16 protein-coding genes are annotated in these 19,860 nt (G+C 57.1%); 4 read left to right on the top strand and 12 right to left on the bottom strand.

Translation table 11 applies throughout. The features are described 5' to 3' along the window. The gene (locus VOI14_RS00995; RefSeq protein WP_323750151.1) at positions 1 to 531 is read left to right on the top strand and encodes a response regulator transcription factor; all 531 of its coding nucleotides are present in this window, start codon (positions 1 to 3) and stop codon (positions 529 to 531) included. Between the two features lie 7 nt (positions 532 to 538). Here VOI14_RS00995 and VOI14_RS00990 read toward each other — a convergent pair whose 3' ends face one another. From VOI14_RS00990 to VOI14_RS00965, 6 genes are all read right to left on the bottom strand, one after another. After that, positions 539 to 2,269, bottom strand: coding sequence for a SulP family inorganic anion transporter (locus VOI14_RS00990; RefSeq protein WP_323750150.1), 1,731 nt, complete (start codon positions 2,267 to 2,269; stop codon positions 539 to 541). A 7-nt stretch (positions 2,270 to 2,276) separates the two neighbouring features. Next, a complete protein-coding gene (locus tag VOI14_RS00985; RefSeq protein WP_323750149.1) occupies positions 2,277 to 3,143 on the bottom strand; it encodes an MBL fold metallo-hydrolase in 867 nt (288 codons plus the stop codon). Between the two features lie 121 nt (positions 3,144 to 3,264). Then, positions 3,265 to 3,885 carry a hypothetical protein gene (locus VOI14_RS00980; protein ID WP_323750148.1) on the bottom strand — a complete coding sequence of 207 codons (621 nt, stop codon included), beginning with the start codon at positions 3,883 to 3,885 and terminating at the stop codon, positions 3,265 to 3,267. Next, on the bottom strand, positions 3,882 to 4,664 hold the full coding sequence (locus VOI14_RS00975; protein WP_323750147.1) for an SDR family oxidoreductase: 783 nt from the start codon (positions 4,662 to 4,664) through the stop codon (positions 3,882 to 3,884). Before VOI14_RS00975 ends, VOI14_RS00980 begins: the two co-directional genes overlap by 4 nt. Continuing rightward, positions 4,651 to 6,855, bottom strand: coding sequence for an AMP-binding protein (locus VOI14_RS00970; RefSeq protein WP_323750146.1), 2,205 nt, complete (start codon positions 6,853 to 6,855; stop codon positions 4,651 to 4,653). Before VOI14_RS00970 ends, VOI14_RS00975 begins: the two co-directional genes overlap by 14 nt. Next, the gene (locus VOI14_RS00965) at positions 6,839 to 7,540 is read right to left on the bottom strand and encodes a thermostable hemolysin (protein WP_323750145.1); all 702 of its coding nucleotides are present in this window, start codon (positions 7,538 to 7,540) and stop codon (positions 6,839 to 6,841) included. Before VOI14_RS00965 ends, VOI14_RS00970 begins: the two co-directional genes overlap by 17 nt. Before the next feature lie 228 nt (positions 7,541 to 7,768). On the opposite strand from VOI14_RS00965, the gene VOI14_RS00960 reads away from it, so the two are divergent. The 3 genes from VOI14_RS00960 to cobS all read left to right on the top strand — a co-directional run bounded on the left by VOI14_RS00960 (position 7,769) and on the right by cobS (position 10,701). Then, a complete protein-coding gene (locus VOI14_RS00960) occupies positions 7,769 to 8,455 on the top strand; it encodes a response regulator transcription factor (RefSeq protein WP_323750144.1) in 687 nt (228 codons plus the stop codon). Next, positions 8,452 to 9,858 carry an ATP-binding protein gene (locus VOI14_RS00955; RefSeq protein WP_323750143.1) on the top strand — a complete coding sequence of 469 codons (1,407 nt, stop codon included), beginning with the start codon at positions 8,452 to 8,454 and terminating at the stop codon, positions 9,856 to 9,858. The genes VOI14_RS00960 and VOI14_RS00955 overlap by 4 nt, the downstream gene beginning before the upstream one ends. 81 nt (positions 9,859 to 9,939) lie before the next feature. Beyond that, on the top strand, positions 9,940 to 10,701 hold the full coding sequence (cobS, locus tag VOI14_RS00950) for an adenosylcobinamide-GDP ribazoletransferase (RefSeq protein WP_323750142.1): 762 nt from the start codon (positions 9,940 to 9,942) through the stop codon (positions 10,699 to 10,701). A 12-nt stretch (positions 10,702 to 10,713) separates the two neighbouring features. Here cobS and VOI14_RS00945 read toward each other — a convergent pair whose 3' ends face one another. From VOI14_RS00945 to VOI14_RS00920, 6 genes are all read right to left on the bottom strand, one after another. Beyond that, the gene (locus VOI14_RS00945; protein WP_323750141.1) at positions 10,714 to 11,385 is read right to left on the bottom strand and encodes a DNA-3-methyladenine glycosylase I; all 672 of its coding nucleotides are present in this window, start codon (positions 11,383 to 11,385) and stop codon (positions 10,714 to 10,716) included. 21 nt (positions 11,386 to 11,406) lie between these two features. Continuing rightward, positions 11,407 to 12,108, bottom strand: a complete 702-nt coding sequence (gene bluB / locus VOI14_RS00940) for a 5,6-dimethylbenzimidazole synthase (protein ID WP_323750140.1) — start codon at positions 12,106 to 12,108, stop codon at positions 11,407 to 11,409. Next, the gene (locus VOI14_RS00935; RefSeq protein ID WP_323750139.1) at positions 12,105 to 13,574 is read right to left on the bottom strand and encodes a cobyric acid synthase; all 1,470 of its coding nucleotides are present in this window, start codon (positions 13,572 to 13,574) and stop codon (positions 12,105 to 12,107) included. Before VOI14_RS00935 ends, bluB begins: the two co-directional genes overlap by 4 nt. Then, entirely contained in the window at positions 13,575 to 14,186 is a 612-nt protein-coding gene (gene cobO / locus VOI14_RS00930) for a cob(I)yrinic acid a,c-diamide adenosyltransferase (RefSeq protein ID WP_323750138.1), read from the bottom strand. It abuts the gene before it with no gap. Between the two features lie 102 nt (positions 14,187 to 14,288). Next, the gene (locus tag VOI14_RS00925; RefSeq protein ID WP_323750137.1) at positions 14,289 to 18,524 is read right to left on the bottom strand and encodes a cobaltochelatase subunit CobN; all 4,236 of its coding nucleotides are present in this window, start codon (positions 18,522 to 18,524) and stop codon (positions 14,289 to 14,291) included. Then, a complete protein-coding gene (locus VOI14_RS00920) occupies positions 18,517 to 19,848 on the bottom strand; it encodes a cobyrinate a,c-diamide synthase (RefSeq protein WP_323750136.1) in 1,332 nt (443 codons plus the stop codon). The genes VOI14_RS00925 and VOI14_RS00920 overlap by 8 nt, the downstream gene beginning before the upstream one ends. Positions 19,849 to 19,860: the final 12 nt, after the last annotated feature.

Raw genomic sequence — 19,860 nt, 5'->3', positions numbered from 1 at the left:
ATGGATCCAAAAGAACAATGGCTGTTGGTGGATGACGACCAGACGTTTGTTCAGGTACTGATCCGATCGCTTGCCCGTCAGGGCATTGAAGCAACGGCGGCCCATGATCACGCTTCTGCTTTGACTGCCGTCAGTGCCCCTGATATCCAGCGCTGCGTGCTGGATCTGAATCTGGCCGGCGAGAGCGGCCTGCAGTTATTGCCGGAGCTGCTCGCGCGCAAGCCCACACTCGATGTGCTGGTGCTGACGGGCTATGGCAGCATCGCCACTGCGGTCGAGGCCATGCGGCGTGGCGCGGTCAACTACCTGTGCAAGCCGGTAACGGTCCAACAACTGATACGCGGTTTTGACCCACTGGAAGCCGCCCCGGACTTGCGGCCCGAACCACCCTCGGTGGAAGAAATGGCGTGGGAACACATTCAGCGTGTGTTAAACGAACACGACGGCAATATCTCCGCCACGGCGCGCGCGCTCAATATGCATCGCCGGACCCTACAGCGAAAACTGCAAAAGCATTCCCGTTGGCGTTGAATCAGCTTCAGGCAGTCACCGTCGAGCCACGGCGCCCGGCCAACGTTGTCCATGCTTCATAAGTGCTCAAGAAAACCTGACCACCCATTCGCTGCAACAACTCCGTGCCTTTCAAGCGATCCATCACCGGCCCTTTCACTTCCGAGAGATGCAACCGGACTCCAGCATCCGAAAGACGCTCATTCATCGCCTCAAGACTCTCCAGCGCCGACGCATCGATCAAATTGACCGCCGGACACACCAACACCAAATCTTTCAGCTCCAGCTCGCGAGCGACCAGCTCAATCACCGTTTCTTCCAGAAAACGGGCGTTGGCGAAATACAAACTTTCGTCCACCCGCAGAAAGGTCACTTTCGGACACACTTCCACATCGTGGCGCAGAATGTTCCGAAAATGCTCGGTCCCCGGCACCCGGCCAAGCACGGCGCAATGCGGACGGCTGGTGCGATACAGGAACAAGCCGATCGACAAGCCCACACCGGCGATGATACCGGCTTCGACACTGTGCACCAAGGTCAGCACAATGGTCGCCAGCATGGCGCCAAAATCCGTGCGCGAGTATCGAAAGGTGCGGAGCAGGGCAGGCAGATCGATCAAGGTGACCACGGCCACAATGATGGTTGCGGCCAAGGTTGCCTGAGGCAGCCAGGCAATCGCCGGGGTCAGAAACAGCGTAGCCAGCCCGATACCCACTGCTGCGTAGGCTCCGGCTGCCGGCGTTTCAGCACCCGCATCGAAATTGACTACCGAACGCGAGAACCCACCCGTGACCGGCATGCCCCCGGAAAAACCGGCACTGAGGTTGGCCGTACCCAAACCAATCATCTCCTGATCCGGATCGATCCGTTGGCGCCGCTTGGCGGCCAGCGTCTGGCCCACTGAAACCGACTCCACAAAACCAACAACACTGATCAACAAAGCGCTGACCGCCAGCTGTGACCAAAGTGAGGGATCCAAGCTCGGCAGCGTAAACGAAGGCAACCCCGAAGGAATCTCGCCAACCAAGCGCACACCTTGCTGGTCCAACCTGAATAGCCAGGCCAGCAACGTTGTGGTCAGCACCGCAAGGATAGGCGCGGTTTTAGTCAATATATCGGCGGGGCGGAGCGCTAGGCCCAACGTTACGAGCAGCGGATTTAGCCCATGCCGGGCCCACAGCAGGAAGAGCAGTGTTCCCGCACCCACCCACAACGTCGGCGTATTAATGTCACCGAATGCGCCCAACAGAGAGCCGCCAATATCCAGCAAGTTATGGCCGGACGCCTGCACACCGAGCAGGTGTTTCAGCTGGCTGGCGGCAATGACCAGACCAGAGGCAGAAATAAACCCGGAGATCACAGGGTGACTCAGGAAGTTCGCCAGAAAACCCAGTTTCAGGATACCCATCACGGTCAGCATCAGGCCAGACATCACCGCAATCAGCACCGCACCCGCGATGTATTCGGTGGAACCCAGGTCCGCTAACGGTGCCAAGGCGGCCGCCGTCATCAAAGACACCACCGCCACCGGCCCAACCGAGAGGGTTCGGCTGGTGCCGAACACGGCATAAGCCACTAACGGCAACATGCTGGCATACAAGCCCACCTGTGCGGGCAAGCCCGCCAGCAGCGCATAAGCCAGCGACTGGGGGATCAACATGACGGTCACAATCGCCGCCGCGATCAAATCGTTGGAAGCATCGCCACGACTGTAGCCCGGAGCCCACTGCAGGATTGGCAAATAACGTTTCAGGTTCATACCCGGCTCAGAACAGGTTCAAAGGAACTTTCAGATAAATCTGACCGTTATCCTCGGCCGCAGGCATATCGCCGGCCCGCATGTTGACCTGAACCGAGGGCAGTATCAGCCGGGGCATCCCCAACGTACCGTCACGCTCGGTGCGCATTTTCACGAACTCATCCTCGGAAACCCCTTCGTGCACATGCACGTTGGCTTCGCGCTGTTCAGCCACCGTGGTCATACAATGGAATTCCTCCCGGCCCGGCGCTTTATAGTCGTGGCACAGGAAAATTCTCGTCTGTTCCGGTAGGGCCAACACTTTCTGGATCGAGCGGAACAGGGTACGGGCATCACCGCCCGGGAAATCACAGCGGGCCGTTCCGTAATCCGGCATGAACAAGGTATCGCCTACGAAGGCGGCATCACCGATGACGTAGGTCAGGCAGGCCGGGGTATGACCGGGAGTGTGGAGCACGCGACCTTGCAGACCACCAATGGTGACGGTATCGCCTTCTTTGAACAGCCGGTCAAACTGACTGCCATCTCGGGCGAATTCGGTGCCTGCGTTAAAAGCCTTACCAAAGATTTCCTGAACATCGGTAATGCGAGCGCCGATACCGGTTTTACCACCCAGCTGCTCGTGCAGATACGGGGCAGCGGATAAATGATCAGCGTGCACGTGGGTTTCCAGAATCCACTCAACTTTTAAATCGTTGTCGCGGACGTACTGAATAATGGCATCGGCGGAACGAACATCGGTGCGGCCTGCGGCGTAATCGAAGTCCAGAACCGAATCAAGGATGGCACAAGCCTGGCTGTCCGGATCTCGTACCACATAACTGAACGTGTTGGTGGGTTCATCGAAAAAGTGTTGGACGATGGGCTGACTCATGGCACATACCTCTGACCTAACCCTGAATTTAACTATAAGGATATACCAAATAGATATATCAGGTGAAGACTTGTTGGTTAATGTGCGAGACAGCCTCACTCCATCGACTCATGCACTCCCGTTAAAGTTTGTTCAGAAGACCCTCAGCTTCGGCTTTGCGCCCTGCATCTGCCACATCGCGGCCCGGTCGTCCGGGAGCAGTGATCACTTTCTGTAGATACACCTTGGCTCGTTCAGGCTCACCTTGCTCAATCAGGTAGTCACCGAAGAAGTAGTTCGCATCCATGCCATCCGGGTTAATGGCCAAGGCTTTTTTCAAGAATTTCTCGGCTTTTTCGTCATCACCAAACCCCAGCGGCCAACCCGGCACCTGATAATACAGGCTCCCCAACGAAGTATAGGTCGAACCCTCCAAAGCTCTAGCGTCTATGGCCAAAGCAGCTTCCAACGAGGCTCGAGCCCGCTTGACCAAACCCAAAGCCCCCAGACCGCCTTTGGCACCGGCGTAGGTGCTCAATACGATTCCTTGCCAGATCAGCGGCTCTGCCTTCTCCGGATAACGTTCAACAAACGCCTCAGCATCGGCCGCTAGCGTCTCGAAGGCCTTTTCCTGATCGTTTTCGGGCACCTGGTACTGAACCTCGGCCCAGCGCTTTTGAATTTCCGAGAGTTCGGCCTGGAAGTCTGCCGACCAAGCAGGCACTGCCACAAGCCAAACCACTATCATTACGATCCATCTCATGACACCGCTCCTGAGTCTAGAAAACGTCGAATCAGCGGTAACTGCTTCAACATGGCTTTATCCACAATCCGCGGAAGGACACCGTTAATCACGACAAACAGCTTTTCCGGCCAGCCTAAAAAGCGTCTGCGCTCATCCTTCATCATGGCTTTCAGGATTTCAGCAGCGACCTTCTCTGGGGCATCCATCGCGTTGCCCAGCGCCCGGTTCATTTCTATCACGCCATCCGGGTTCATGGCTGTTGCGGTGGCTCTCGGAGCCACATAGATAACCTGTAATAAGGTATCCGCCAGCTCTCGTCTTAGAGCTTCGGTAAACCCCCGCAAACCAAACTTGCTGGCACAGTAGGCGGTATAACCCGGAAAACCGATGCTCCCGAAAGTGGAACCAACAAAGACCAAAGCACCAGTACCCCCCTTTCGGAAACGCGGAGCGAAATGTCTGGCCACCAGCATGGCCGACCGGAGGTTCACATTAAGCTGGCCCTCCAGATCACTGACCGCCATGGCCTCGAGAGCCGAAAACCGGTTCTGGCCTGCGCAATGAATAACCCCGTCGATAGCGGGGTAGGCTTCACTCAACTGCTGCAGTTGTTGATCTATCTCCGGACTGGACAATTCCAAATACACAGGTGAGACACCGGTACGGTTTTCCAGGCGCGCCGGGTGCCGAGTAGCCACAACGACCCGGGCACCGGCCTCCACCAACGGCTCTATCAAGGCCTGCCCTATGCCGCCAGTTCCACCTATCAGGAGGAAAACCCGATCATGCAGCCTCATGACACCTCTCCTTATCACCAGTAGCCAGCGGAATGCCGTGCAGCATGTCGCCATAGAGCCGGTAGACCATCCGGGCAGCCTCGATAATGGCCTGCTGATCTTCCGGCTCACGAATGTCATTCATCAGGTTACGGAAAAACTCGAAGTGCTCTTGATCCAGCGCGCCGTGGGAGTACAAGTAGCTGAACGCCGTATCAGACAGGCTCAGTTGCTTTTGGATGGATTCGCCCAGCGGTGTGGCCAGTTCAATCGAAGTGCCCTCTAGCACCTGTACCATGCCAAAAAATGCGGCCGGGTTACCACGCTGGATGCGATCATAAAGATAGGCCACCATCAGCTCGATGGAGGTGTCCGGGCTGCCTTGACGGATTTCTTCTTTGTTTTCACCGCAGGCTTCCAGATCATTCAGGATCCATTCATGGTGGCCGTATTCTTCCTCTATATATTCAACCAAGGCTTTGCGAACGAACTCCAAATGCTCTGGCAAACGTCCACCACAAGCCATCATCAGCGGAACGGTATGTTTCACGTGATGGTAGGCCTGAGTCAAAAACCAAGTGTAGCCTTCCAAGCTAAAGCGACCTTCACGGATGGCTTCTACCACGGGCGCATTAGTGACATGGGCGCGGGCTTCTGCGGTTTCGGATTGCAGTCTGTCGAAAAAATTCATATCGGATATTCCTTTCGTTTCATGATCAGGTTTCGTATCCCGGTAGGTAGGCGTTGCCCCAACGGGGTTCAAAAATAAGGGGTGGGAATTCTTTATCAGCAGAGGCAAATCCACTTGAATCTGGTGACGGACGGGGCGGCCATTGGCGGTGATGTGGTTCTCCGCCTGAGTCAGGGGGATGCTTCGGATGTACACCGCCTGCAACTGAGCGTAATCCGGCAGGCGCGTGTTCAAGGCCATCAAGGCTGGGCGCAAATCCCCCGAGGGACGTTCATTCTGAATGGTCAGTAAAGCCCTGGGTTGTGGCTCGCCGTCACCAAATACCACCGCTTGTGCGGCGCCAAGCGCCTGAACCAACTCACTTTCCAGCCATTCCGGACTGATATTGCGACCGAAACTGGTGATCAGAAGGTTTTTGGCTCGGCCATCAACCACGAGATAGCCGTCTTCATCAATGGCTCCTAGGTCGCCAGTATCGAGCCAATCGTCAGCCACCGGCTCATCGCCAAGATAACCCTGGTGCGTGTTGCCACGAACCAGGATTCGGCGCTGGCCATCCACTCGAACGTTCACATGAGGTAACGGCCGGCCAACAGTGCCTTCGCATTCAGCATCCGGTACATTCAGCGCCACGACCGAACCGCACTCAGACAGGCCATAGCCCTCATACAAAGGCAGGCCGACGGCACGCCCTCGCGCCAGCAAGTCTGGCGACACCCGGCCGCCGCCGACCGCCAGAAAACGAAATTGTGCGCCGTACAAGATCCCTTGTTCGGCCGCGCTCACCAGCGCCATAGCCAGCTCTGGTACGAGAATGATGGAGTGGGGCTGGTAACGGTTAATTCCAGCCACCAAGCAGCTCAAATCCAGCCCACTACTGCCGGTCATTCCCAACATTTTCAGTGGCACAACCGTCACCGTCGCGCCCATCAGCAGCGGCAGGTAAACACCGGCAATGTTTTCCAGCAGCGTAGCCAGAGGCAAAATGCAGAGGTGTTGCTGCAGCGCCACGCCTCCAATCCGTTCCTGAAGAGCTTGGGTTGTCGCAGCCATCTGCCCGGCGGATAAACACACGCCTTTCGGGGTACCCGTACTGCCAGAGGTGAACGTGATTTTTTCGGTTTGCTCAGGCATCCATGTCGGCGCTAGGGAAACCGGTAAATGCTGTAACCAGACCCCTTGACCAAGAGACTCGGCATCATCCGTTTCGCCACTGAATAGCAGGCATTCCAGTCCGGCTCTTTCCACCAGATGGGATGTCTGGCTTTTCGAGAAAAATACCGGTACCGGCACACAGACCACCCCCGCCACAAGACAGGCTAGATCTGCCAGTATCCAGGCAACGGTGTTGTCGCCACACAATCCGGCTCGCTTGACGCCCAGTTGTTGCAACCGCTCAGCCAGTTCCTCGATGGATTGCCACATCTGCTGATAACTGAGCTCAGTATCCAGCCCTTTCAGAGCAATGCGGTCAGGGTGCCGTTGTACCCGAGAGAGCAGCAAATCAAGCAGGGTAACCATAAGCCCTCCCGCCAGTCAGATGGTCCGCGCGCTCAACGTGCTGAATCAATGTCAGCAGGCCGGCCTCACGCAATGCGGCGATGCCATCAGCGACCCGAATAGCCATCACCACGGGATGGTGGTCGTAATAGCAGCCCCAACCCGCGCCACCATCCGGTAACCGCGACGGGTCGGCATTCGCCAGAACTGAAGTGGCAATTCCCAACCGATGAAAGCTGTTCCGTAACTGATCTGTGCCGGTGCATACCACCCAGTCATAACCTGCACGCTCCAACCAGACGGATAGAGAAGCAAACAAGTAACGACTGACACCGGCTTCCACTCCGGCCAAGTGGGCAATTTCTGCAATTCGGCTTCGATCGATGCCCGTTTCCGGCATCATTGTCTCAACCGGCACTGACAGGTAATCCTCCAGAAACAGTGGGTCGTGACTGGCGTTACGCACCCCCACGGCTGCCATCAAACTGCCCTGAACGGTGGTCAGCACCAGCAGTGAAGGGATACGCAAACTGGGTTCCGCCCCATAAGCTTGCAAAAACCGGCGGCGGATAAACCCTGCAACGGTTTCCGCCATGGTTGTTTGTGGCACGATCTCGCTGAACCAACGTCCAGCACAGCGCACTGCTGGCAACACCTCCGGGGAATCGGGCGGGCAACAGATGGACATTGTCATCGGGTCAGTCATATGCGTTCTCCAACAGCAGTCGGGCACAAGGCCTTGGAACATGACTGCCAGATTAGAGAGCGAGGCTTAATGGAGCCTTAAGCCAACTCTGCAGAATTCTTAAGTGCGTCTTAAGGTTTTACGGAGCATCGTATTAAGGCTCGCTTAAGGATGGCCAAGTAAAGTACTTTCCTTTGGAGAGGTTCCATTACACTCAACGTGAGCACTTTCAGAAACGGACGACGTTTGATGCGCATACTCTTGGTAGAAGATGACCACCCGCTCGCCCTCACCATGCTCGACATGCTGCGGGAGGATCAGAATACCGTTGACTGGCTGGATGACGGTCAGAAAGCGCTGAACGCCCTTGCGGATGAACACTTTGATCTGGCCATTCTGGACCTGACCCTACCAAGGGTTGATGGGCTCGATATTGTCCGGCGCACCCGCCAGAACGGTAACCAGACGCCCATCATTATTCTGACCGCAAGAACCGATCTGGACGAGAAGCTGCAAGGTCTGGACTCCGGCGCTGATGACTATCTCACCAAACCCTTTGCCATGGCGGAGTTAAAAGCCCGCATCAGAGCCGTGACCCGGCGCGGGAGGGCAGACAATTCAACCGCCGGGCTTCGTGTTGGCCGCCTCACCTTGAACCCGGAAACAGGAAACCTGAGCATCGAAAATGAAACCTCAATGCTGCCCCGCAGTGAATTCCAGATACTGCACTATCTCATGCGCCATCCAGACCAAGTAGCCACCCGCCGCCGACTGGAAGAGCAATTGTATGGTTGGGAGCAAGGCGCGGAAAGCAACTCACTGGAAGTCCACGTGCACCACCTTCGCCGGAGGATAGGGAAAACCGCCATTCGAACACTCAGGGGTGTTGGGTATCTTCTGGACAGCGACGCTGCAGGTAAGGATTCTTTGGAATGAGCCTGACACGCAAGCTGACGTTACTGGTAACCGGCACGGTTTTTTTCATCACGTTAATTGCAGCTGGCTGGGGTTATTACGTCAGTGACCACCAGATGGAAGAGCTGTTTGATGCAGAACTCGCGCAAAGCACACGTATTGTGCAGGGCCTGGTAGAGCATCTTTCCGATACCCAATCATTTGAGCAACTGTCCCGCACTCTGTCGCTGACCCTACAACTGCCTGAAAGCGCGTATCAGGGTCCCGAAGAAGACGACGAAATTCTCGCCGATGGCGCGGGCCACAAATACGAACGCAAGCTCGCTTTCGAGGTATGGGCGCCAGATGGTCACCCCGTGCTGGACACCCTTAATGCAAACGATTATCAGGGACTTAAACCGGGATTCGACTGGCTAGAGGTGGCGGGCTATCAGTGGCGCACATTCACCCTGAACGACCCGGAAACCGGTTTTTGGATTCGATCCGCTCAGCGAGAAGACGTCCGGGATGAACTCAGTCAGGAAATTGCGGCGGGCAATCTGCTACCTTTTCTTCTCGCTTTGCCCCTGCTTGCACTTGCCGTGGTGGGCTCTATCCAGCTGGGGTTCCAGCCTTTGCGGAAATTGGAAAAACCCGTTCGCAACATGGCGCCAGAGAACATCCATCCCTTGGATGACCGGCAGGCCCCTCGCGAAGTCGCCGGCCTTGTCCATGCCGTAAATGGCCTTCTGAGAAGGCTGAATCAGGCTCTGGAACGGGAGCGTCGCTTTTCCGCTGATGCAGCCCATGAGTTGCGAACGCCCTTAGCCGCCTTACGCCTGAATCTGGAGCAACAGGCCGAACGTTATCCCGGCGAATTCGAAAACCTGACGGCCGCCGTTGATCGAATGGTCCATCTGGTTGAACAGCTACTGCTGTTAAGTAAGGTCGATGCCGGGGTCGATTTCCGCTCCGAGCCCCAAAATCTAGCCGAGCTCGTGGAGCAAAGCATTGCCGATGTTGCCCCTTTGGCGCTGAAAAAACAGATCGAACCGGAGCTGGACAACCCGTGTGTGCTTGCCATGATCAACTGCCACGGCGCACTCATCGCGACCATGATGCGCTCACTGCTGGCCAATGCTATTCAGTACAGCCCTGCGGGCACCCGGGTCAGCACGACCATGCGTGAAATAAACGGGGGCTTTAACGTCTCCATCTGCGATCAAGGGCCTGGCATTCCACCGGAAGATCGGGAGCGGGCACTCAGCCGCTTCACTCGCCTCGATCAGCGGCAGGGTCAGGGGGCAGGCTTAGGCCTGGCTATCGCCCGGCGCATCGTCGAGCTTCACGGCGGCCAGATGACACTGACGGGAAGGCCCGACGAGCAATCCGGGCTCTGTGTAACCGTTTGGCTTCCCGCCAAAACAGAATGCCTGCCAGCGTAATGTCCAAAGTTATCCCGTGAGGCCCCCTATTCAGCCCCGCCAGAAGATACAATACTCCGCTTACGATTTAGCGGAGTATTCATGGCGACCACAGCATCCCCGAAAAACGAATGGCAGGCATTCTGGCTAGCGATTGGCTTTCTAACCCGTATTCCGATGCTGGCCAAGATCAACTATTCCCAGCGTTTGATGAACCAGAGCAGCCTGTACTTTCCTCTGGTCGGCCTGCTGCTGGGCATTATTTACGCCGTGGCCTTCTCGCTGTTCTCGCTGGTTGCCAGCCCATTGGTTGCCATCATTCTGGTCACTATTGGGCACCTGTTTATTACCGGAGCTTTTCATGAAGACGGTCTGGCCGACAGTATCGATGCACTGGGCGGCGGCTATACCATTGAGAAACGACTGGAGATCATGAAGGACAGCCGGATCGGCACCTACGGCACCGTGGCGCTGGTGATGGCCCTGCTGCTCAAGGTTGCGCTGCTGATGGAAGTTCAGCATATCTGGCTGGCGCTGCTGGTTGCTCCGGCCGTTTCCCGGCTAACGCCCTTGCTGATCATGGCGACACTGCCTTATGTCACCGATCCGGACAAAAGCAAATCCAAACCCGTAGCAGACGGATTCTCTAACGCTCGGCTAGCAATCGCGGCGGCCTTCGTGCTGATTCTGAGCGCTGCGCTGTCATTCTGGCACCCGCTGTTGATTATCGGCACCCTACCTGCGGTGCTGCTGGTGGCCCTGTGCTGGGGCGCATACCTGCGCGGCCAGCTAGGCGGCTATACCGGCGACGCTCTGGGGGCGAGCGTGGTGTTCAGCGAACTGGTGCTGCTGATGTTTTTGTAAGATGTTTTTGACTTAATCGTTATCCACAGTAAACGAGACAATCCGGGATAAGTGGCTGATGGGCAGGCCCGTTTCCTGGTGCCACTGATTGAACGCGTTTTGGGCCTGAGTCAGTCCCTTCTTGCTGGTGGGTGACGCGTCCAGAATGTCAGCTCGGGTCAAGGCGGTCACCACATCGTGGGACATAATGAAGCCGTCCCAACCGACCCGGCGCAGAAAATACTGGGCGGTATTCCCGCCCAGCCGGGCTCCGTTGCGCTTCAAGTACATCAACAAGCCCACCTGATCTTCGTGGGGCCATTCGGCCAGAAAACGGCCAAAGCTGCCGTGATCTTGCGCCACATCCATAATCATCCGGGCGTTTTCGGGCACCGTGCGGATTTTCTGCATGTTTCGGACAACCCGCGTGTCCCCCGCCAGCTGCTCGAGCACCTCCACCGGTACCTGTTGCCAGTAAGCTGGCACGAAGCCTTCGAAGGCCGCCTCAAAATCCGGCCATTTGTTCTCGATTACACGCCAGACAAACCCGGCTTTAAAAATACAGCGAGTGATTTCAGACAGGTAGCGGTCGTCGCTTACTTCCATCAACTGCATTTTCTCCGGCTTCGCGGGCAGCAGTGACTTCAGTGTTTCCTCGCCACCTTTTCGGGCAAGAGCCTGCTCATAGAAAACGGAAAATTCCATAAATGCCTCGAAATAAAAGTCTCAACGCGCCTTCAACTGTTCTGCCAGACCAGCCTGATCCAGAGACTTACCCCAGCCATTCCCGTGCACCAGTTCTTCCAATGGCAGACGTGATCGCCAGCCTTTCGCCTGCAATTCTGGCTGATCCAGAAACTCGCTGACATAACCCAGGCACAGATACGCCAAAGGGTATACCTGATCGGGCAATTGCAGAATATCCGACAACCGATCCTGATCCAAAATACTGACCCAACCGACACCAATGCCTTCCGCCCGAGCCGATAGCCAGAGGTTTTGCACCGCCAGACAGGTGCTGAACAGGTCCATTTCAACGATGGAATTTCGGCCCAGGACATGGGGGCCACCCCGGGAACGGTTGCAGGTGATGCACAGGTTGATCGGGCTTTCGATAATGCCTTGAAGCTTTAAACTGCGGTAGGTCTCCTGGCGCTCACCGGTATAGTTGGCAGCGGCCTTGGCGTTCTCTTCATCGAAACTGGCCAACACCTGCTCCCGCACCGACAGACTGTCGATCACGATAAAGTCCCACGGCTGCATAAAACCAACCGATGGCGCATGATGGGCCGCCCTCAGAATTCGGGCCAGAACCTCATCCGGAATAGAATCGGGAAGAAACTGTGAGCGCACGTCACGACGTTCAAAAATAGCGCGGTACAACCCATCTCTCTGCGCTTCGGTAAACGGATCGTTATGGTTGCTCATAGCTGCAACAGTCTCCTTAGCCGATCGGTATCCAAACACGTTTCTACTTGGTCCGCCAGGCGATCCAACTGCTGTAACCGGTGGCTCTGGTAATCCACCGCCTGCGCTGCCTCCTGATGCAACCCCGCCCAGGCCAGAATGGCATCGCATGCGGAAGGGGCGTCAAACAGGCCATGCACATAGGTGCCGGCTATCTGGTCATCGTAACTGACCGCACCATCGGGCTGGCCTTCCAGTTCCGCAAACGGGCGAACCAGTGCAGGGCCTTCGGTCACGCCATTGTGCATTTCATAACCGTGCATCGCCCCGCTTGTAGCCGCATCAGCCATGCTGGGCGTTAGGGTGCCGGACACTTGTTTCAGCTGTTTCCCGGCCACCATTCGCGTGGTCATTTCGAGCAGCCCCAAGCCCTCAGTGCGACCGACTTCGCCCTCGAGGCCGTCAGGATCGTCTACCCACTGCCCCAGCATCTGGAACCCACCGCAAATCCCCAGCACCTTGCCGCCATAGCGCAGGTGTTTTCGCAGGACACCCGGCCAGCCCTGCTGCTTCAGCCACTGCAAATCGTGACGGGTACTTTTACTGCCCGGCAGGATCATCAAATCGGAGGGAGGTATGGGCTGATCGGGGCCAACAAAGGTAAGATTTACACCCGGGTGCAGCCGCAACGGATCAAAGTCGTTGTGATTGCTGATGCGCGGCAGTACCGGCACCACCACGTTCAACGCGCCGGCTTGGCTATCGCCTTCAGTGCTGACGCTGTCTTCGGAATCCACCACCAACCCGTGAAGGAACGGCAACACGCCGAAGACCGGTTTGCTTGTGCGCGTTTCAAGCCAGTCGAGCCCCGGCTCCAACAGCGCAATATCGCCCCGGAAGCGGTTGATGATGTAGCCCGCAGTTCTTGCCCGCTCGGTTTCAGACAGCAACTCCAAGGTACCGACCAGTTGTGCGAAAACACCGCCTTTGTCGATATCGCCAACCAACAGCACCGGGCAATCTGCTGCTTCGGCAAAGCCCATATTAGCAATGTCGTTGGCCCGCAGGTTGATCTCCGCTGGGCTACCCGCCCCCTCGGCGATGATCACATCGTAGCGCTCGCTCAGCGCGCGCCAACTGGCCATCACTGACGCCATGGCTTCAGCCTTGTAGGCGTGATAGTCCAAGGCATCCATATTGCCGTGAACTTTGCCTCTCAATATCACCTGGGCGCCGCAGTCACTTTGAGGCTTCAGCAAGACCGGGTTCATATCGCTGTGTGGCTCAAGGCCGCACGCCAAGGCCTGCAGAGCGGTGGAGCGGCCAATTTCACCACCGTCGATCGTCACAGCACTGTTCAACGCCATGTTTTGGGGTTTGAACGGCGCCACCGACACACCTTGGCGAGCCAGCCAACGGCACAAAGCCGCCACCACGGTCGTCTTCCCTGCATCCGACGTTGTGCCCTGAACCATCAAGGTGGGCATTTACAGTTCCACACCCTTCTGGGCCTTGATGCCCTGATCTTTAAAAGCGTGTTTGACCACGCCCATCTCGGTCACGGTATCAGCCAGATCGATCAGCTCTTGTGGCGCACTGCGGCCGGTTACAACGACGTGCTGCATCTCCGGACGGGCTTGCAGGTCATCTAGTACCCGGTCAAGATCGATGTAATCGTACTTGAGCGCGATGTTCAGCTCGTCCAGCAGAATCAAGTCATAACTGTCGTCTTTCAACATGGCCGCCGTGATGTCCCAAGCCTCGTTGGCGCTCTTGACGTCCTGCTCCCGGTTCTGAGTATCCCAAGTGTAGCCTTGGCCCATCACATGGTAGGTGACATTCGGCAGGTTACGAAAGAAGGCTTCTTCACCGGTGCTGAAGGCACCTTTGATGAACTGAACAATACCCACTTTCATGCCATGCCCCAAGGCGCGGGCCACCATGCCAAAGCCGGAGCTACTCTTACCCTTACCCGGGCCGGTCAGTACCAGTAACACCCCTTGCTCTTTCTGCGCGCGGGCAATGCGCTCCTGCATGATTTGTTGTTTGGCAGCCATGCGCTTGGCGTGGCGTTCCGGGTCTTTAGCGCGTACACGCATGAGAAATCTCCTGGTCATGATGGAATGTCGGCGCTGGGCCGCAGACAATAGCTGCCTCTAGCTCCCGTGCGGAGAGAATAACGATGGGCAGCGTGTATGGTTTCAGCATGAGGACACCAGTGCCCCCTGTTTCTGACAGTCATTGCTCGCGCCGTGCACGAACGGATAAGTCGCCGATCCCCCCTTGCGAGCAGAATCAAAAGCCTCCCGCTGTTGCGGATCTAACTGATCCGCAACCCAGTCCATCAACGGATGATCCGGGCGGGTGTGGCCGCTTCCGGGCAATCCATGATCGATGATGTTGCCAGCGAAATCACGCACGAGGGACCTAAGGGTAAACACGTCCACTTTCCAGAAACCACGTTTGGCTGCCAGCAAGGCAATCGCCTGCATATGAGTCTTGACGTGAACATTGTGCCCCTCTGCCAGGAAGTCACTCAGCCCAAGCCCGTGGCGGTCCTGGAAATACACCTCATTGATTTCATCCCAGACGCTCGAACGGAGCACCTGTGGACTGGTAATCTGCCAACCCCAGAGGTTATCCAGAAAATCACTACCCATGGTGCGGGCACCGGCATAACCGTGCTCCATTAACGGTGCCAGCCACTGTGGATTCAGATTGCGGGCGCGAAGCTCAACCTGCAAGGCCCGCTGCAGTGAATCCACCGTTGGATTCTTGGGATCTTTGTACTGTAGAACCAGATTCTCCGGCGGCTCACCCCGAAGATGCTCTACCGCATTGGAGAGCCCGCCCTGGAAGTCAAAACCGTCATCATTATCAAGCAGGCCATACAAATGGCTGGACCGGCCCAGATAGGTTTTGTCTACCGAAAGCAGCTGGCGATCAAAGGCCTCATGCGCCGGTTCACCCAGGCTTTCTTTACCGTAAACATGCCCCATTCGACGGCGGTAGGCATCGCCCAATTGTTGCCGCCCTTGCCATGCGCCTGTGCGGGTAGCCAGCCGGTTCACCCCGGCCCCATATGCACCCGGCGCCGTGCCAAATACTCGGTAGGCAGCCTGATCACCCGCATCCTGCGCCGACAGTCCGGCGGCCAACAGAACCCGGGTATCGGCAACCCAACGCGCGGCCACACCATTAATGTCGAGTGATTCCGTGCCGCGTTCCCGCATGGCTTCCGGCAACACCGACAATGCCTGATCGAGGGCGGGGACCAAATTGGGATGGTCAGCAGCTATCGTTTTTGCTGCACCCGCCAGCGCGTAACGAGAGGCGAGATCCAGCCATTCGAGCTTGCTCCCGTAAAGATCCCGAAACAACCCTGACGTGGTAAAGAGCACGTTGCGCCTAGGGGCATTACCCGTGCCCGGTCCAGCGGGCAGCCGCTCCAGCCCGTTAACGATGCCCCGGCTGTTCCAGACTGGCCTGATACCCATGAGTTTCAGGCCGAAAGCGATCATCACGCCTTCGTCACGCACGGTATCCGAAGCCCAGAGCACCAGAGCATCACTTTCATTGCCTTGTCGGGTCCCGGTTTTTTCTGCTTTTGCGACCAGGTCCTCGGCCAAGGACCAAGCTACTCGTGTCGGAATCAGGTCGTCAGACAACGCATGGAAATTACGACCCGTGGGCAGCACGTCCGGTGTCCGTAACGGATCGTTGCCGTGCCCTGGCGCGACAAAACGGCCATTGAGCGCGTTCAGCCAGCTCCGACGCTCCTCCGCCGGTGACATCGCCAGCTTCTGTCGCCAGCTCGGTTCGGGTGTGCCCGACTTGCTCGCCATCGATGTCAGCATCGTGTCCAGCATCTCGGGGCTCCAGTCCTGCCCAAACACATGCAATCCCAGTGGCATGTAATGTTCCTGAACGTCGGTCACATAGTGCCCGGCCTCGTGAACCAACAATTCCGGCGACAGTTCATCTATCGAAACCTCTTCGTCGGAAAGCCCCATCTCATTAGCAATTTCATGTTCGATATCCTCGCCGATATCCAGCAAGGAAATTTTTTCCCGCAGCATTTGCAGCGCCCGCTCGCGGGTGGGGCTGTGGGGATCGGTCGCCGACTCCCATGTTTCCACCAACTGCCTGACTTCAAGCAGGTCGTCGTACAATTCCGTTACCGCCAGGGGCGGTGTCAGGTGACTGATCATGACCGCCAGCGCGCGCCGCTTGGCCTGTATGCCCTCACCAACGCCGTCGACGATGTAGGGATAAATAAGCGGCAGGCCACCGCCCAGCAAATCCGGATAATCATCTTCGGTCAGGCCTGCACGCCTGCGCGGCAGGAACTCTCGCGTGGAATGCCGACCCACGTAGACCAGCGCGTCGGCCTTATAATGATCCCTCAACCAATGGTAGAAACCTACATACTGGTGAGTTGGCGGGAAGGTGGTATTGGCGTGAAGCAGCTCTTCATCCACCTCCCAACCTCTTGGCGGCTGGGGCCCAATGAAAATATTGCCGAATTGCAGGCCCGGAAAGATCAAGCGCTCATCCACCACCATCGACAGCCCCGGCGCTTCACCCCAGCCTTTGAGCCCTGGTACGCCCGTGTCTGCCAATAAAACTCGCTGTGCATCCAGTTCGCTTTTGTGGCCGCCTTCTTTAAGGCGCTGAGTCCACAGCGCTTCGTAGTCATTCAGATGGGCGAGGGCCGTGGATCGATTCTGGTGCTGTAAATGCTCGATCAAATTCCGGAGATCCTTCACCCCTCGGTCCAAAATGCGCAGAGCTATGTCCTGCTCCCCTAGCTGATGAGCCTGCTCCAGGCGTTCGTGCAGATACCCCGTAGGACCATGAGCTATTTCTTGCTGCACGACGTCCGGTAGAGATTGCAGATAACGCTGGTAGGTTTCCGCGCTCATCGACGGTACCTCACTCGCCATTTCCTTTAGCGAGCGAGGGTCATCCGGCAGGCTCACGCCCCGCTGTTGAATCAGGTCAAGCAAGGCTTCCGTGCTGCCAGGGAGGGGGCCGGTGTTGTATCCCGCGGCTTTTAGCCAGGTCAGCATTTCGAACAGTGACGCTGGCACATCCAGGTTGTCAGCACCTATATTCTGGCGCCCGGGGGGATGGTTGTAATAAACAATGGCCACCCGTTTATCGGCGTTATCTTTGCTTTGCAGCACCTGCCACCGCTTAAGGCGTTCGGCCAAGGCCGTGACACGGCTTGGCACCGGTTGCGTGAGCGTCAGCGCAACGCCGGTCAGGGGATCAATCACCTCTGGCTCAGCCGTTGCCAGAACCATAGGTTGGCTTACACCCTGAAGTTCCGGCATAGCCAGATTGTAATGCACCTGATCGGTGGGAATACCGTCGACGGACAGCTGCCACTGATTGCGGGTTCGGGAAGCCAGCCGGAGACCTTTAATCACCGGCACGTTAAGACGAACCAGCTCTTTCGTCACCTGCCGACGGCCTTCACCTCCGCCGATGGTGAAATCCTGCAGGCTGACAATGCCCGCCAATGTCGCTGGCTGAATCGATTCGTCCAGAGTGCGCAAGGCATCAAGGCTGGCACCGCCCCATCGGGATAAGATCGCAAAGCATTGCAGCTCCTGAGTTTCCAGCGCGGCACAGGTATCGTCCAGTAACTCTCGATCGCCCGGCCGGTCGCCGCTGTCCAGATCAAGAACCACGACGACGGGAGCATCGGTCAGCATCAGTGCTGAAGCATCAGCGCTGGCCTCACCTTTCTGGTAATAACGGATACTGGCGCGAGGTTCAGGCTTGCCGTAATCCATGTCGTGACCGGCCTTGGCCAACAACCATCGCATCAGGCCATCGAGATGTTTCGGCGTCCGACCCTGATAGAAAGCGCGCCCTTCCAACCAGTCAGCCTGGGCCGGAAACTTGGCCTGCCGATCGGCCAGATCATCAGCGGCATCGACCCCGGCCGCCGGAGCAGCGACCAATGCCTTGAGCCCAACGGCATCTAACGGTGCCAACGGCTGGTGGCCGCCGATTTGCGACAGACGAGAAATACGCCAGTCACTGTTGATACCTAGCACAGGCATCTGCCCGGTGGCGTCATCCGCGGCCACATCCTTTACCAGCCCGGCAAGGCGTTCTACCTGATCACCAAATACCGCCGCCAGCACGATCGCATCGGCGCTGTTCAGCAGTTCGAGTACTTGTTGGTCGCTCTGGATAGCCAGTTGCGCCGGGGTCCGAAGCAACACGCGGTGATCAGGGCTATGGTCGATAAAACGATGGGCGCCCGCGGCCATTTCTGCGGCTGAACGCTCAGAAACAATGCCTACAACCGTCGCCGCCATCACTGAAGACGTCCACAGCATCATCATAATGGCCGTCGAAACGACCTTTAGAACTCGCATCCCTCGATGCCCCCATCCAAGTTGGGCCTGATTACGCATTATCTTTCTCAGAGCTGTCAGGAAACATCAGTGGCTCACCGCGGAAAATAGCAGCCACGAATTTTGGTGCAGACGGGAAATAACCGTGAAAATAGCTGGCCACCAGAGCGTTCTGACTAAAAACAGCTTCACAGCCATTGCCCACCTGTTTTCGGGTATGGGCGGCAGGTTCCCAAGTGGTATCCAGCGAGGAACGGTGATAAGTGTGGCCCCGCAACTCGCCCTGTTCCGCCGTCAGGCTGTGCATACCCAGACCTTGTAACCGTTTAGCCATAGCCGCGCGTCCCGGTATCAAACCAAACACTGAATGCACAACGCCCTCTTTATCGGACAACTCTTCCGCGCAGGCCATCAGGCCACCACACTCCGCCAATATCGGCTTACCCGCGTGATGAAAGGCACGAATGGAATCTGCCATCGCCGTATTCTTGGCCAACGCAGCCCCGTGTAGCTCTGGGTAACCACCCGGAAGCCACAAAGCATCTGCAGGCGGCAGCTCCGAGTCTTCCAGCGGGGAGAAATAATGCAGTTCAGCGCCCATGGCCAGCAACAGGTCGGTGTTGGCGCGATAGATAAAACTGAAAGCTGCGTCACGAGCGATCGCAATACGAACGCCGGCCAACAGTGCTTCTGGCCGGGTTGCGGGCTCAAGGGCGGCAATCTCCACCGGTTTCGGCAATGCGTCGAGCCCCGCCTCTTTCAGCACTTGGGCAGCGTCATCCAGTTTCTGGTCGAGATTGTCCAGCTCTGCCGGTTGGATCAATCCAAGATGCCGCTCAGGTATGTTCATGGCGTCGTTTCTGGGGATAGCGCCTAACAGGCGAATCTCTTCAGGTAATCGCTCACTCAGCATTTCAGCATGCCGAGGGCTACCAATCTTGTTCGCAATCACATCATAAACAGACAGTTCCGGATCGAAGCTAGCGAACCCCAACACCAGGGCGCCAAAGGTCTGGGCCATGCCGCTGGCATCGATCACTGGCAACGCAGGAATCCCCATAAGCTTTGCCAGATCGGCACTGGACGGCGCACCGTCGAACAACCCCATCGCGCCTTCGATCAGAATAAGGTCGGCATCTTGTGCGGCCTCAGCCAATCGCCAGCGGCACTCATCTTCCCCGGTCATCCAAGGATGTAATTGATAGACGGGGTGGCCGGATGCGACCTCCAGCACCATCGGGTCGAGATAATCCGGTCCGTGTTTAAACACTCGCACCTTACGCCCGGCATTCCGGTGCAGACGGGCCAACGCTGCCGTCACCATGGATTTACCCTGCCCAGAAGCGGGAGAGGTGATCATTACTGCTGGTACGGATACATTCATAGATTCGCCATT

The organism is Marinobacter sp., from assembly GCF_034669625.1.
Classification (GTDB): Bacteria; Pseudomonadota; Gammaproteobacteria; order Pseudomonadales; family Oleiphilaceae; genus Marinobacter.
The sequence above is the reverse complement of the archived record's forward strand: the minus strand, read 5'-3'. Positions and strand labels throughout refer to the sequence as shown.